Origin of the sequence: Luteibacter sp. 329MFSha, assembly GCF_900111665.1 — a bacterium.
GTDB lineage: Bacteria > Pseudomonadota > Gammaproteobacteria > Xanthomonadales > Rhodanobacteraceae > Luteibacter.
The window spans coordinates 197976-213200 of record NZ_FOJE01000005.1 but is presented as its reverse complement, the minus strand read 5'-3'; the positions used below and the strand labels follow the sequence as shown (position 1 = coordinate 213200).

10 protein-coding genes are annotated in these 15225 nt (G+C 68.4%); 5 read left to right on the top strand and 5 right to left on the bottom strand.

The genetic code is table 11. The features are described from left to right. The first annotated feature begins 62 nt into the window (after nt 1–62). From BMW54_RS17995 to BMW54_RS17985, 3 genes are read left to right on the top strand one after another with little or no spacing between them, the layout of a single operon-like run. Nucleotides 63–1007 carry a lysylphosphatidylglycerol synthase transmembrane domain-containing protein gene (locus BMW54_RS17995; protein ID WP_175472923.1) on the top strand — a complete coding sequence of 315 codons (945 nt, stop codon included), beginning with the start codon at nt 63–65 and terminating at the stop codon, nt 1005–1007. Further along, on the top strand, nt 1004–2158 hold the full coding sequence (locus BMW54_RS17990) for a serine hydrolase domain-containing protein (protein WP_090058913.1): 1155 nt from the start codon (nt 1004–1006) through the stop codon (nt 2156–2158). The genes BMW54_RS17995 and BMW54_RS17990 overlap by 4 nt, the downstream gene beginning before the upstream one ends. A gap of 33 nt (nt 2159–2191) precedes the next feature. Then, complete coding sequence (locus BMW54_RS17985; protein WP_090058910.1) at nt 2192–2668, top strand: T6SS immunity protein Tdi1 domain-containing protein; 477 nt, start codon at nt 2192–2194, stop codon at nt 2666–2668. A gap of 37 nt (nt 2669–2705) precedes the next feature. Here the strand turns inward: BMW54_RS17985 and BMW54_RS17980 are convergent, their stop codons facing one another. The 5 genes from BMW54_RS17980 to BMW54_RS17960 form a co-directional block, all read right to left on the bottom strand. Next, complete coding sequence (locus BMW54_RS17980) at nt 2706–3965, bottom strand: RNA polymerase sigma factor (RefSeq protein ID WP_090059088.1); 1260 nt, start codon at nt 3963–3965, stop codon at nt 2706–2708. A gap of 52 nt (nt 3966–4017) precedes the next feature. Beyond that, nucleotides 4018–4788 (bottom strand): YciI family protein, encoded by a 771-nt coding sequence (locus BMW54_RS17975; protein WP_090058907.1) that lies wholly within the window; start codon nt 4786–4788, stop codon nt 4018–4020. Nucleotides 4789–4795: 7 nt separating this feature from the next. Then, entirely contained in the window at nt 4796–5266 is a 471-nt protein-coding gene (locus BMW54_RS17970; RefSeq protein ID WP_090058905.1) for a VOC family protein, read from the bottom strand. A 24-nt stretch (nt 5267–5290) separates the two neighbouring features. Beyond that, on the bottom strand, nt 5291–5719 hold the full coding sequence (locus BMW54_RS17965) for a YciI family protein (protein ID WP_090058902.1): 429 nt from the start codon (nt 5717–5719) through the stop codon (nt 5291–5293). A gap of 126 nt (nt 5720–5845) precedes the next feature. After that, nucleotides 5846–6493 carry a sensor histidine kinase gene (locus tag BMW54_RS17960; protein WP_090058899.1) on the bottom strand — a complete coding sequence of 216 codons (648 nt, stop codon included), beginning with the start codon at nt 6491–6493 and terminating at the stop codon, nt 5846–5848. A 309-nt stretch (nt 6494–6802) separates the two neighbouring features. On the opposite strand from BMW54_RS17960, the gene BMW54_RS17955 reads away from it, so the two are divergent. Together BMW54_RS17955 and pbpC are read left to right on the top strand one after the other, a co-directional pair. Continuing rightward, complete coding sequence (locus BMW54_RS17955) at nt 6803–12796, top strand: alpha-2-macroglobulin (protein WP_090058897.1); 5994 nt, start codon at nt 6803–6805, stop codon at nt 12794–12796. A gap of 48 nt (nt 12797–12844) precedes the next feature. After that, complete coding sequence (gene pbpC, locus BMW54_RS17950) at nt 12845–15211, top strand: penicillin-binding protein 1C (RefSeq protein ID WP_090058894.1); 2367 nt, start codon at nt 12845–12847, stop codon at nt 15209–15211. The last annotated feature ends 14 nt before the right edge of the window (nt 15212–15225 follow it).

Sequence of the window (15225 nt, the reverse complement as noted above, 5' to 3'; positions counted from 1 at the left end):
CCCCCCTCCCGTGGGATCATCGCGTCTTTCGCGGGGATAGCTCCGCCAGTTCGGATAGCGCGGTGACGGATAAGCACGACAAGGCGGACGCGAAGGCGGCGGTGCTTCGGGTGGCGAAATACCTGCTGACGGCGGCGATCGTCGGCGGCGCCGTGTTCCTGCTGCACCGCTACATCGCTCGCATGGCCTGGGCGGACGTGCGCGAGGCCATCGACCGCATTCCGCGCTGGCACGTCGCCGGAGCGATCGGTGCCACCCTCGTCAGCTGGACCTGCCTGACCGCCTACGACGTCTTCGCGGTCGAGACCGTGGTTCCCGGCAGGGTCTCGATGCGGATGAAGATCTTCTCCGGTTTCACCACCCACGCCATCTGCAACGCGCTCGGCTTCCACGCGATCACGGGCACGGCGTTGCGCTATCGCATGCTCGCGACGCAGGGCGTCAGCGCGGCCAACGTCGCGCGCATCGTCGGCCTCGTCGGCTTCGCGGTGGCGCTCGGCTTCGCGAGCGTCACCTGCATCGCGCTTATGCTGGAACCGTCGATCGCCCTCGGCTGGGGACGCTGGCCCGGCGTCGTGCTGGTCGTCCTGTTCGCCGTGCTGCTGCGCTGGCTCGCCGGCAAGCACGACGAACTGAAGGTCTGGAAATTCTCCACGCCGGTGCCGTCGGCGCGCTCGGCCGCCGCGCAGATCGTGATCGGCATCGTCGAGATGGTCGCGGCCATCACGGTCATGTACCTGCTGCTTCCCGCCGGGATCGCCGGCAGTTTCCTCGACTTCGCGCCGATCTATGTCGGCGCCATCCTCGCGGGCATCATCAGCAACACGCCGGGAGGCATCGGCGCGTTCGAGGCGCTGACGCTGGCGGCGTTCCCGCAGGAGCAGCGCGCGGAGGTGCTGGCGGCGCTGCTCGCCTACCGCGCGATCTACGGTTTCGGGCCGCTGGTGCTCGCCTCCGTCGCGTTCGGCGCCTTCGAGCTGCGCCAGCGCGTGAGGGTGACCGCATGAAGCATCTCCTGTGCCGGCTCGCCGTGTTGCTCGTGGCGATGTGGCTCGCCGCGTGCGCGCCGCCGCACGCGCGGCGCACCGATGTGCTGTTCTGGAATCAGCCGCAGCGCGAGGCGAACTTCCGCGCGATGGAGACGCAGTACGCGAGCAACGTCGTTCGCCACGGCAAGGCCCATCCGCTGCCGAAAGGCGCCGCGCTGGCGCCGCGTTTCGACGATGGGCAGACGCTGGACGGCTACATGGCCGACCATCACGTCGCGGGCATCATGGTGGTACAGGATGGCAAGGTTCGCCTCGAGCGCTATGGCCTCGGTGCGGACGCGACGACCCGCTGGACGTCGTTCTCGGTGGCCAAGTCGTTCACGTCCACGCTGGTGGGTGCGGCGTTGCGCGACGGTGCGATCGGGAGCCTCGACGATCCGGTCACGCGCTACATCCCGGAACTCGTCGCCGGAGCCTATCGCGACGTCACGGTCCGCCAGCTTCTTTCCATGACCTCGGGTGTGCGCTGGAACGAGGATTACGCCGATCCACACTCCGACGTGGCGATGATGTACGAGGGTGAGCGCAAGACCGGCGTGCCGCTGCTCGTGTCGTACATGTCGAAGCTGCCGCGCGAATTTCCCGCCGGCGCCCGCTGGGTTTACAAGACCGGCGAGACGGACCTGATCGGCATCCTCGTGACGCGCGCGACCGGAAAGTCGCTCGCGGCGTACCTCGCCGAGAAGATCTGGATTCCCTACGGCATGGCCGAGGATGCGATCTGGCTCAAGGACGACGTGGACGGCACGGAGGCCGGCGGGTCCGGCGTGTCGGCGACGCTGGCCGACTACGCCCGGCTGGGCCAGTTCCTGCTCGATGGCGGCGTCGCCGCGGGCGAGCCGGTGCTGGCGCCAGGCTGGCTCGATGCCGCCACGCGCACGCAGGCGTCCATCGGCAGCCCGGGACGAGGCTACGGCTACCAGTGGTGGACCTACGACGACGGCAGCTACGAGGGCATCGGCATCTTCGGCCAGCTGCTTCACGTCGATCCGCGCCGCCACCTGGTGATCGTGCAGCTCGCCGCGTGGCCGGTCGCCACGGACGATGCCCAGGCTCGCGATCGCGCCGCCTTCGTGCAGGCGGTGAACCGCGCGGTCGAGGCGCGTTAGACTGGCGCTTCCCCTCGCGACGACGCCGCCCCCATGGCCCTTTCCTGGAACGACCTCACCTGCACGCCCGACAAGGAAGCGATCGACGCGCTCGCCGAATCGTGGCGCTGGCGCATCGGCGACGCCTTCACGCCACTGCTCTTCACGGCGCTCGGCGACATGTTCTACGAGGCGGACGAGGGCGGCATCTACTGGCTCAACACGGGAACGGCGGAGCTCGAACGCGTCGCGGAAAGCGTGCCGGGATTCAACCAGCTGCTGCGCGAGGACATCGCGGACGACTGGCTGTTGCCGACGCTGATCGAGGCGTTGATCGAGGCGGGCAAGACGCGCGCGGAAGGCGAGTGCTACACGTACGTCACCCTGCCGGTGTTCGCGGAAGGCGAGTACTCGGTCGAGAACCTGAATCCCGTGTCGGCGAAGGAACACTTCGAACTGACCGGCTCGATCCTGCAGCAGCTTCAGGACGTGCCCGACGGCACGAACGTCGACATCGACATCACGCACTGACGCTCAGGCGAACCAGTCGTCCCGCCGCTTCCGGTGGTTACCCGCACGCTTCCACGCGCGCTTCGAGGAGTCGACGTTCGCGCTCGTTGCGGGTCATGGCGGCGGCGCGGCGGAACGCGTCGCGCGCCTTGTCGAGCCGGCCGAGGCGGAAGAACAGGTCGCCGAGGACGCTCGGCAGGAGGTGGTAGTCGCGCAGGGCCGGCTCGTCGACGAGCGCCTCCACGAGCGGAAGCGCCGCCGCGGGACCCTCGGCCATCGACACCGCCATGGCGCGGTTGAGTTCGACGACGGGCGACGGCAGCACGACGACGAGTTCGGCGTAGAGGTTCGCGATACGCGACCAGTCCGTGTCCTCGGCCCTCGTGGCGCGGGCATGGCACGCCGCGATCGCGGCTTGCAGGGCGTAGGGGCCGCGCTCGCCGCCCAGCCGCGTGGCGCGCGCGAGAGCCTTCTCGCCGCGGCCGATGAGCAGCCGGTCCCAGCGACGGCGGTCCTGCTCCAGCAACAGGATCGGCTCGCCATGCGCATCCACGCGGGCGCCCATGCGCGAGGCCTGCAACTCCATCAGCGCGACGAGGCCATGCACCTCGGGCTCGTCGGGGACGAGTTCGGCCAGGACGCGGCCGAGGCGCTGCGCCTCCTCGCACAGGGCCGGGCGCATCCAGTCGCCACCCGCCGTCGCCGCGTAGCCTTCGTTGAAGATGAGGTAGAGGACACGCAGCACGGCCGCGAGCCGTTCGCCGAGTTGCGCGCCGCGCGGCACCTCGTAGCCGATGCCGGGGGCGGCGAGGCTGCGCTTCGCCCGCACGATGCGCTGCGCGATCGTGGGCTCCGGCAGCAGGAAGGCGCGCGCGATCTCGTCGGTCGAGAGGCCGCCGAGCAGGCGCAGCGTCAGCGCCACCTGCGCTTCGACGGACAGCACCGGGTGGCACGCGGTGAAGATCAGTCGCAGCATGTCGTCGCCGATGTCGTCGTCGAGCCGGTCGATCAGTCGCTCGTCCTCAGACTCGAGGAGCCCTTCCATGTCCTGGCCGAGCGCTTCCAGCTTGCGGCCCGCCATCCGTTCGCGCCGGATGCGGTCGACGGCCCGCCGCTTCGCCGTTTGCGTCAGCCAGGCGCCGGGGTTCCTCGGCACGCCCTGACCCGGCCACTGTTCCAGCGCGGCGACGAGGGCATCCTGGGCGAGTTCCTCCGCCAGGCCGACGTCGCGCACCATCCGCGCGATGGTCGCGATGATCCGCGGCGACTCGATCTTCCAGATCGCGTCGATGGCGCGATGGGTGTCGTGCGTCGTCATGGCCACGCATGACAGCATCGGCCGTCATGCGTGGCAAGCCGCGTTGCCGCAATCAGGGCGCGGCGGGCATCAGTTCTTCCATCCGGTACAGCTCGCGGATCTCGAGCCGCGCGTCGTCGCCATCGGGGAACGGATAGGTCGCGATCCACGCGAGCACATCGTCGAGGGTGTCGACGCGGAGTACCCAGAAGCCGGCGACCATCTCCTTGATCTCGGCGAACGGGCCGTCGAGCACGGTCGCCTTGCCGCCGCTGAAGGCGACGCGCTTCGCGTGCCGGCTCGACGACAGGCCCTGTCCCGCGATCAGGTGGCCGGCGTCCTGGCCCGCGCGGTTCGCCTCGGCCATGCGCCCGAGGATCTCCGGGCCCGGGTCGAAGTCCGTCTCGCTACGCTCGTTGGCCTTGAGCATCACCATGAAGCGCGGGCGTGACGAATCCCCTTCGCTCGGGTCGCCGAAACCCGAGAGGCCACCGGGGCAGCCGATCGGACGGATATCGATCCGCGCGTCGCCTCCGGCATCCTCGACCGGCCAGCCTTTCACCCACTCGACGGCTTCGTCGATGGACGCGGCGTCGATGATGCTGAAGCCCGCGATCAGCTCGCGCGTCCCGGCGAACGGCCCGTCGACGACGATCGGTTCGCGGCCCGGGCCGAACGTCACGCGCACGCCCTCGCCGCTGGGCTTCAGCCCTTCGCCGGCCAGGAAACGGCCTTCCGCCGCGAGGGTGTCGACGTAGTCGCCCATCGCCTCGATCAGCTCGCGCGTGGGCCGCGCACCCGCCTCGGTCTCGTCATCCGCCTTGCGCAGGATCAGGAATCGCATGATCGCCTCAGGCTTCCGGCTTCGGATCGGGGCCGTTGATCATCCAGGGGATGTCGAAGCGGTCGGTGAACATGCCGAAGCCGGTGGACCAGAACGTCGGTCCGAACGGCATCTCGATCGTGCCGCCGGGCGAGAGCGCGTCGAAGGCCTTGCGTGCGTCCTCGACGTCGTCGAAGCCGAGGGTGATCTTGAAGCCTTCGAACCTGAGCGGCGGTTCATGGGCCTCGCGCACGGCGTCGGAGCCCATGATCAGGTGCCCGTCGACCGAGAGACTGGCGTGCATGACGTAATTCCTGTCCCGCGCCACGCGCATGGCGTCGGCCGACGGTCCTCCATGGTTCTCGGCCTGCGCCCCATCGGGCTCGGGCATCTCGCTGTAGTGGTGCTTCTCGACGATCTTGCCGCCGAGCGCCCTGGCGTAGAAATCGAATGCCTCTTCGCACGTACCGGGGAAGAACAGATAAGGCTGAACGGTCATGACGGTTTTCCTTGTGTCGGTGGATCAGGCTTTGGATGCCAATTCGGCGCGCAGGCGATCTTCCTGTGCGCGCGCCTCGGCGGTGAATTCGGGACCGAAGTCCTCGGCTTCGAAGACCCGGCGGATTTCGATCTCGGATTCGCCGTGCTCGAACGGGTTGGGTGCGCGTTTCATCCATTCGATGGCTTCGTCGAGCGAACGTACCTGGATGAGCCAGAAGCCGGCGATGAGCTCGCGCGTCTCGGCGAACGGACCGTCGAGGACGTCGCGGCGGTCGCCGGCGTAGCGGATGCGGGCGCCTTCCCGGCTGGGGTGCAGGCCTTCGCCGGCGAGGAGCACTCCGGCGCGGACGAGCTCCTCGTTGAAATTGCCCATGGCCGTCAGCAAGGCCTCGCTCGGCATCTCGCCGGCCTCGGATGCCTTCGTCGCGCGGACCATCACCATGAATCTCATCGGTAGTCTCCCGGTCTGGCGCCAGGACGATTCCCGGCGTACATGGAGACGTCGATTGTGACGCGCCCGAATCGACAAGGGCGACCGACATTTTTTCAACGCTCGTCGCCCGGCGGTGGCGATGGGTCAGGCGCGGACGGCGGGCGCGTCGAAAACGGCCCTGACGCCGTCGGCCTCGAAGCGCACCGCGGGCTCGCCGGAGGCCCGACCCGACACCTTCTCGATGAAGCACGTGCCGAAGCCGCGCCGTGCGGGGCGAACGACCGCCGGACCTCCGCGCTCCTTCCATTCCAGGCGGGCCTCGCCGCGCTCGCGAGCGGGATCGAACGACCAGGTGAGCTCGACCGTGCCCTTCGCCGTCGAGAGGGCGCCGTACTTCGTCGCGTTGGTGAGCAGCTCGTGGACGGCCATGGTCACGGAGACGGCCGTCCCGGGGTCCACGGCCAGCGGCGGTCCCGAGAAGGTGACGCGTGAGTGGCCCGGATCGTGCGGGGCGACGGCATCGGCGACGACCTCGTCCAGTGCCCTGAGGGCCGATGCGGGCGCGAGGAGCAGGTCGTTCGCGCGAGCGAGGGCTCGCAGTCGGGTCCCGAACGCCGCCATGGAGCAATCGAGCGGACGGTCGTCACGGAAGCTCTGCATGGCGATCGCCTGTACCACCGTCAGCATGTTCTTCATGCGGTGGTTGAGATCGTCGATGACCAGCCGCTGGGCGCACGCCATGTCGCGCCACGCGGCGAGGTCGTCGAGGGAACTGGTCGCGTCGTTTCTCATCGTGACGCCACAATAAACGAATAAATCAGCGCGTTACATGACGTTACGCACCCGTCGTGAGCCAGGTCACGCTGCGAATAATCCGACACGATTTTCAGAATTCTTCCATTGCATTCCCAGGGGACGGACGATCGATGGGGCTGCCTCCGATGTGCCAGAATCCGGTCGTCGTGGCGGCCGATGCCACGCGCAGGATGACTCTGGGGATACGAATCGACTGGCTGGCTCGCCGCGCATGCGCGGCGGGTTGGCCGCGACGTATCCGCGGCACGGCGGCGGCGCCGTCACTCACGCTTCGGACCGGAACACATGGATCTGCTTCGTTTCCTCGCCCTTCTCCCCCTCCGCCTCGTGCGGGCCCTGTTCCGTTTCCTCGGGTGGGTGCTCCGGCCGGTCTTCGGCGACATGGCCTGGTCCGCGCCCGCCTGGGTGCCGGCGACGGGCCGCGTCGCCCGGACGCATCCGCTGAAGTTCGCCGGCAGTATCGCGGCGGTGCTGGCGCTGGCCGCCGCCGGCTGGTTCGGCTGGCACTGGTGGCAGAACCGCCCCCGGCCGGTGGAGCCCGACCGCATCACGTTCGAGGCCCCGGCGCCGGTGGTGACCGACTACGACCGCGTCCCGGCGGACATCCACCCGCTGGTGGTCACGTTCTCCGCGTCCGCCGCGCGTCTCGAGGCGCTCGGCAAGCCGGTCACCGACGGCATCGCGATGGAGCCGAAGCTCCAGGGCCAGTGGACCTGGGACAACGACCGCGTGCTTCGCTTCACGCCGGCGACGGACTGGCCGGTGGGGCGCAAGATCGACGTGCGCTTCGACAGGACGAAGGTCTTCGCGCCGCAGGCGTTGGTCGCGGACGATCACTTCACGTTCGACACGGCGCCGTTCACGGCGAGGGTGGTCAACGGCGAGTTCTACCAGGACCCGCAGGACCCGACGCGCAAGAAGACGATCGTCCACCTCGGCTTCAATTACCCGGTGGACGCGGCGCAACTCGAGAAGCGGATCGCCCTCGAACTGCGCAACGGCAACGAAAAGCGGGGCGACGCGCTCAAGTACACCGTGACATACGACGAACACCGCCTCAACGCGTTCGTCCACTCGCAGCCCCTGCAGCTTCCGCGTGACGACGGTTCCGTGGCGCTGAAGCTCGAGGACGGCGTGGTCAGCAGCCGCGGCGGCGAAGGCACCGAAAAAACGCTCGAGACCGCCGTGCGCGTGCCCGGCCTGTACAGCCTGAAGATCGACGACGTCTCGGCGACGCTGGTCGACAACGAGCGCTTCGAACCCGAACAGGTGGTCGTGATGCAGTTCGGCGGCCCGGTGAGCGACGCCGAACTGGCGAAGAAGCTCCACGTCTGGGCCCTTCCTCTCGACGACGACAAGCACTACGCCATGTCGTCGATCGGCGAGGCCGATCTGCGCGGCTTCACCGCGCTCAAGCCGGAAGTCGTGCCGACGGAGAACGATTGGTCGGAAACCCAGAGTTTCCGCTACCACGCGCAGCCGGGGCAGCGGATCTACGTGCGCGTCGACAAAGGGATGACGTCCTTCGGCGGTTACGTCATGCCGCGGTCGCGCAGCGACCTGCTCACCGTGCCCGACTACCCGCGCCTCCTACGCTTCATGGCCGACGGATCGTTGCTCTCGCTCAATGGCGACCGTCACATCTCGGTGGTGTCGCGCAACCTGCCGGGCATGCGCATCGAGGTCGGCCGCGTGCTGCCGGACCAGTTGCAGCACCTGGTATCGCTCAACTCGGGGAGCTACGCGAAACCCGAGATGTACGGCTTCACGCCCGACCACATCGTCGACCGCTTCGTGAAGAAGGTCGCGTTCCCCGACGAAGGCCCGGGCAAGGCGCATTACGAAGGCTTCGACCTGGGCCAGTACCTCGCAACCGGCAAGCGTGGCGTGTTCCTCCTGAAGCTGTCGGGCTACGACCCGAAGGCCGAGCGCGAAGCGCGCGAGCGAAAGGAAAAGGCGGCCCGCGAAGCGGCCGCGCGAGAGGCTGGCGCCGATCCGGATGCCGCGGCGGCCGAGGCCGCCCGCAGCGACGACGATATCGACTTCACGCCCTACGACTGGCCCCGCGACGAGCGTCTGGTCGTCATCACCGACCTCGGCGTGATCGCGAAGAAGTCGCTCGACGGCAGCCAGGACATCTTCGTGCAGTCGATCCGGAGCGGTTCGCCGGTCGCCGGCGCCTCCGTCGCCGTGATCGCGAAGAACGGCAGCACGCTCCTCACGCAGACGACCGGCGGCGACGGCCGCGCGCATTTCGCCAATCTCAAGGGCTTCACGCAGGAGAAGGCCCCTGCGATGTACGTGGTGCGCCAGGGCGAGGACCTCTCGTTCCTGCCCGTGAGCTCGTACGATCGCTCGCTCGACTTCTCGCGCTTCGACATCGGCGGTGAGCCCAACGCGCACAGCCAGGGCCAGTTGTCCGGCTACCTGTTCTCCGATCGAGGCATCTACCGGCCGGGCGATCTGTTCCACATCGGCATGATCGTCCGCGCGAACAGCTGGACGCGAAGCGTCGCCGGCATGCCGCTCATCGCGGAGATCGTCGACCCCCGCGGCACCACGGTGCGCCAGCAGACCGTCTCGATGGACGGTGCCGGATTCGCCGAGCTGGAGCACGCCACGTCGGAGACTTCGCCGACGGGCAACTGGACCGTGAACCTGTACATCGCCAAGGACGGCAAGCCGTACTCGCAGATCGGCAGCACGACGGTGCAGGTGAAGGAGTTCCAGCCGGATCGCATGAAGGTGTCGGCGAAGCTTTCCTCCGCCGTGCCGGAAGGCTGGGTGAAGCCAGCGCAGCTGAAGGCCATGGTGGACGTGCAGAACCTCTTCGGCACGCCGGCGGCCGATCGCCGGGTGGAAGGCTCCCTGACACTGCGCCCTGCCTTCCCCTCGTTCCCCAGCTACAAGGATTACCACTTCTACGACATCCGCCGCGCGAAGGAAGGCTTCGAGGAGAAGCTCGCGGACGCGAAGACCGACGACAAGGGCCACGCCGAGTTCGCGCTGGATCTTTCGCGCTACGCGGATGCGACGTACCAGCTCTACTTCCTCGCCAAGGCCTACGAGGCCGAAGGCGGTCGCAGCGTCGCGGCAGCGACGCAGGGCATGGTGTCGTCCAACGACTGGCTCGTCGGCTACAAGTCGACCGACAACCTCGACTACGTCAGCCGCGACGCGAAGCGCAGCGTGACCCTCGTCGCCATCGATCCGTCGGCGAAGCGGATGGCGCTCGCCGGCCTGAAGCAGGCGATCGTCGAGACGCGCTACGTGTCCGTGCTGACGAAGCAGGATTCCGGCGTGTTCAAGTACGAGTCGAAGGCGCGCGAGACCACGATCACCGAGACGCCGCTGTCGATTCCCGCGGCCGGCGTCGACGTGCCGCTGCCGACCGACAAGCCGGGCAACTTCGCGCTGGTGGTGAAGAACGCCGATGGCAAGGAAGTGAATCGCGTCGCGTGGTCGGTGGCGGGCGAGGGCAACGTGTCCCGTTCGCTCGAACGCAACGCCGAGCTCCAGCTCACGCTTTCGAAGAAGGACTACGCCCAGGGCGAAACCGTCGATATCGCGATTCGCGCACCCTACGCCGGCAGCGGCCTGATCACGATCGAACGGGATCGCGTGTACGCGCACGCTTGGTTCCACGCCGATTCGACGAGCTCCGTGCAGCACATCGCCGTGCCGGCCGACTTCGAGGGCAACGGGTACATCAACGTGCAGTACGTGCGCGATCCGTCGTCCGACGAGATCTTCATGAGCCCGCTGTCCTTCGGCGTCGTGCCGTTCTCGGTCAACATGGATGCCCGGCGCGACGCGATCGCGGTGGAGTCGCCGTCGCTGGTGAAGCCCGGGGACACCGTCACGTTCCACGTCACGTCGCCCGTGCCGACGCGCGCCGTGGTGTTCGCGGTGGACGAGGGCATCCTGCAGGTCGCGCGCTACAAGCTCGGCGATCCGCTGCAGTACTTCTTCCGCAAGCGCATGCTCGAGGTCTCGACCTCGCAGATCCTCGACCTCATCATTCCCGACTTCCAGAAGCTGATGGCGATGGCGGCGCCGGGCGGCGACGCGGACGGCGCGATCGGCCGGCAGCTCAATCCCTTCCGCCGTAAGCGCGACAAGCCGGTGGCTTACTGGTCGGGCATCGTCGATGTCGACGGATCGCGTGACCTGACCTACAAGGTGCCCGACTACTTCAACGGCAAGCTGCGCGTCATGGCGATCAGCGTGTCCTCCGAACGCATCGGTACGTTCGAGGGCGCGACCACCGTGCGCGGCGATTTCGTGCTCTCGCCGAACGTGCCCACCACCCTCGCGCCTGGCGACGAGGCCGAGATCAGCGTCGGCGTCGCCAACAATCTCACCGGCCTTGGCGGAAAGGAGGTTCCGGTCGCCGTGAACCTGAAGGTGGGCCCGCAGCTGCAGATCGTCGGCAACGCGTCGGCGACCCTCGGCTTGGGCGAGATGCGCGAAGGCGTCGCGATCTTCCGCGTGCGCGCCACCGATCGCCTCGGCTCGGGCAACCTGACGTTCACCGCGGGATACGGCGGCAAATCCGCGAAGCAGGGCGTCGACCTCTCGGTCCGGCCGGCGTCGCCGATGCGCACCGACCTGGCCTTCGGTCGCGTCGACGCCCACGGACGCGCGGATGTCACGGGATTGCGCGACATGCATGACGAGTACGCACGGCGTGACGCCGCGTTCTCCACCGTGCCGCTCGTGCTCGCACGCGGGCTCGCCGCCTACCTCGTCGACTTCCCGCATTACTGCACGGAGCAGGTCGTCAGCGCCGCGATGCCCGCACTCGTCCTGGGACAGCGGCCGGAGTTCGGTGACGTGAAACCGGCGCGCATGTCCGACGGCGACACGCCCCCCGCCGACCCCGTCGCCGCGCTCTTCGACACGCTGCGCGCTCGCCAGAACGGGCAGGGTGGCTTCGGCCTGTGGACGGCCACGCCGGATACCCATGCCTTCGCCACCGACTACGCGGTGCATTACCTGGTGGAAGCCGGCGACCGGGGAGTGGCCGTGCCGCACGACCTGCTCGCCTCGGCGGATAATGCTCTTCGCCAGATCGCCGTCGACGACACCGACGACTCGCTGCCCGCGATGCGGCAGCGCGCCTACGCGATCTACCTGCTGACGCGGCAGGGCAATGTCACCACCAACGACCTGGCGTCCGTGCAACGCCGCCTGCAGGAAGTCCACGCGAAAGCGTGGAAGGACGATCTCGCGGCGGCCTGGCTGGCGGCGTCGTACCAGTTGCTGCATCAGGACAGGCTTGCCGCAGACCTGATGTCTGGCCCACGCAAGCTACTCGGCCGCAAGCCGGCCGACGAGCCTTACGCTTACGAGTCTTACTACGACGCGCCGATTCGCGACGCCACGGTCCTCTACCTGCTCTCGAAGCACTTCAGCGAGCAGGCGAAGGCGCTGCCGCCGGAGACGATCGAGAACCTCGTGCGTCCGCTCGGCAAGGGTCGGTACAACACGTTGTCCTCCGGCATGATCATCCTCGCGCTCGATGCCTGGGCGAAGGAAGCCGGCGGCGACGTCGCGAAACTCTCGATCGGCGCGGTGGCGGCGGACGGCAAGGTCACGCCGATCGGCACGCCGAAGGGAGCCATCGTCGATGGCCGCTGGACCGCCGGCACCCAGCGCCTGCGGATGGTCGACGATGCCGACGCTCAGGCCTGGTATGCCGTCTCGCAGGCAGGCTTCGATCGCAAGCCCTCGACCGAGACGCGCAAGGACGGCATCGAGATCACGCGCAGCTACACGGACGCGAAAGGCAAGGCGATCGACACGGTGAACACGGGCGACGAGATCGACGTCCATCTCCGCATCCGCTCGACGCGCGACGGAGGTATCCCCGATGTCGCCATCGTCGATCTGCTGCCGGGCGGCTTCGAACCCGTGCTCGATACGAGTCCTCCGGCGCAGCCGCAGGCGAGCGCCGCGGAGGAAGACAGCGAGGCGTCCGGAGACGAGGGTGCGGAAGGCGAGGACGAAGGCGAGGGCGACGAGACACCGGCATGGCGTTCGCCCATCGGCACGCCGGAGTCCACGTGGACGCCGGAGTATGCCGACGTGCGCGAGGATCGCGTGGTGGTCTATGGCTATGCGAGTCGCGACGTCCAGGAGTTCATCTATCGCATCAAGGCCACCAATGCGGGTCGCTTCGTCATTCCGCCGGTTTTCGCCGAATCGCTCTACGACCGCGGCGTGCAGGCGCGGGCAGCGGGCGGCGGTACGATCGCGGTGGAGAGAAAGCCGTAGCGAGGGGCGGGCCGCTCCCGCCCCCGGGCACCGTTCATCGCCAGACTCATGAAGCTCCTCTCGCGCCTCCGTCGCGTCAAATGGCACAACGCCCTCGTGGCGTTGTTGCTCTTCGCCGCCGTGCCCCTTGCCTTTCGCCTGTGGCCACACGAGCCGCTGCGCGCGTCGTTTCCGTCCTCGACGGCGGTCTACGACGCGAACGGGCACCTGCTGCGCCTCACCCTCGCGAGCGACCAGCGTTACCGGCTGTGGGTGCCGCTGGAGGACATCTCGCCGGCGATGGTCGACGCCGTCCTGCTGCACGAGGATCGATGGTTCCGCTGGCATCCGGGCGTCAGCGCGTGGGGCATCGCGCGCGGCGCGTGGATGACGTACGTTCGGCGCGCATCGCCGCAGGGCGGTTCCACCATCACGATGCAGCTCGCACGGCTGATGTGGCGACTCGACACGCGGAGCCCCGCCGGCAAGTTCACGCAGGCGCTGCGCGCGATCGGTCTCGAACTGCGCTATTCGAAGCACGACATCCTCGAGGCCTATCTCAACGCCGCGCCCTATGGCCGTAACGTCGAAGGTGTCGGCGCGGCGAGCCTCGCCTACTTCGGCAAGGCGCCGTCGCGGCTCAGCCTGCCGGAGGCGCTGACCCTCGCGGTGATTCCCCAGGAGCCGGCGCGCGGCCTGCCCGGCGACGCGAACGGCGACGCCGTCATCGACAGGGCGCTGAAGGCCGCGCGCGACCGGCTGTTCGCGCGCTGGACGTCGCGGCATCCCGAGGACGCATCCGCGGCACCGCTGTTCGCGCTGCCGTTGAGGCTTCGTCCGCTCTCGCGCCTGCCGTTCGAAGCGCCGCACTTCGTCGAGCAGGTGCTTGCCGCGCGCCGCCTCGACGGCGACGACGACATGCGGGTCGTCACGACGCTCGACCTCGGGCTCCAGCGCAGCCTCGAACGACAGGTTCGGCAGTACGTCGAACGCGCGGGCGATCGCGGTATCCGCAACGCGGCGGCGATCCTCGTGGACACGCGCGACATGGGCGTGAAGGCCATGGTGGGTTCCGCGGACTATTTCGATGCGGCGATCCAGGGCCAGGTGAACGGCACGCTGGCGAAACGCTCGCCCGGCTCGACGCTGAAACCCTTCATCTACGCGTTGGGGTTCGATCAGGGCATCCTCCATCCCGAGACGGTGCTACGCGACGTGCCGAGCGCGTTCGGTCCGTATACGCCGGAGAACTTCGACGGCCATTTCCTCGGCCCCGTCACGGCGACGCAGGCGCTCGTGCGCAGCCGCAACATTCCCGCCGTACAGGTCGCCGCGCGGCTGGCTCACCCATCGCTCTACGATTTCCTTCGCGACGCCGGCATCTCGCGCATGGCGAGTGAGCAGCATTACGGGCTCGCCCTGGTGCTCGGCGGCGGCGAAGTCACGATGCAGGAGCTGGCCGGCCTCTACGCCATGCTGGCGAATCGGGGCGAGCTCCGCCCGCTGCGTCTTCTCGCCTCGACGCCGAAGGCGGGCGGCACGCGCGTCCTTAGCGAGGAGGCGAGCTTCATGGTGATGGACATGCTGCGCCAGAATCCGCGGCCCGACGATGTCGTCGCGGCGCAGCCATCGCGGGTCCCCGTGTACTGGAAGACGGGAACCTCCTGGAGCTTCCGCGACGCGTGGACGGCAGGCAGCTTCGGGCCATACGTCCTCGTCGTGTGGATCGGCAACTTCGACGGTGCGGGCAACCCGGCCTTCGTCGGCGTCGACGCCGCGGCACCCTTGTTCTTCCGTATCGCCGACGCCCTGCGGGCGGAACGGCCCGGGCTGGCGGAGCCGATCCGTCGCAATCCGCCCAACCTGCGTCGCGTGCCCATCTGCCTCGCCAGTGGCGACTTGCCCAACGCCTGGTGTCCGCAGCTCGGCAGCACGTGGTTCATTCCCGGCAAGTCGCCCATACGGGTCAGCAACGTGCACCGTCCCGTGGTGGTCGACACGACGACCGGCAAGCCCGCGTGCCCACCGTACGATCCGCATCACACGCGCACCGAGGTCTACGAGTACTGGCCGTCCGACCTGGCGCGGGTGTTCGCGCAGGCCGGCATGCCGCGGCGCACGCCGCCCCCGCTTCCCGACTGCCAGGGCGGTGGCCAGCTCGCCGGCGAGTCGCCGAAGATCACCTCGCCCATCCGCGGCAGCAGCTACCAGATCCGCGCATCCCGCCTCGGCAGCGAGCGCATCGCGTTCACCGCGACGGTGGACGCCGCCGCCCAACGCATCTACTGGTTCGTCGACGATACCTATCTGGGCAGTGTCCCCAACGGCCAGGGGCTGATGTGGGCGCCCGAACGCACCGGGCGATTCCTGGTTCGCGTCGTCGACGATCAGGGCCGCACCGACGCAAGACCGCTGGTGATCGGACAGGCCGACTAGGCCGAATCGACGAC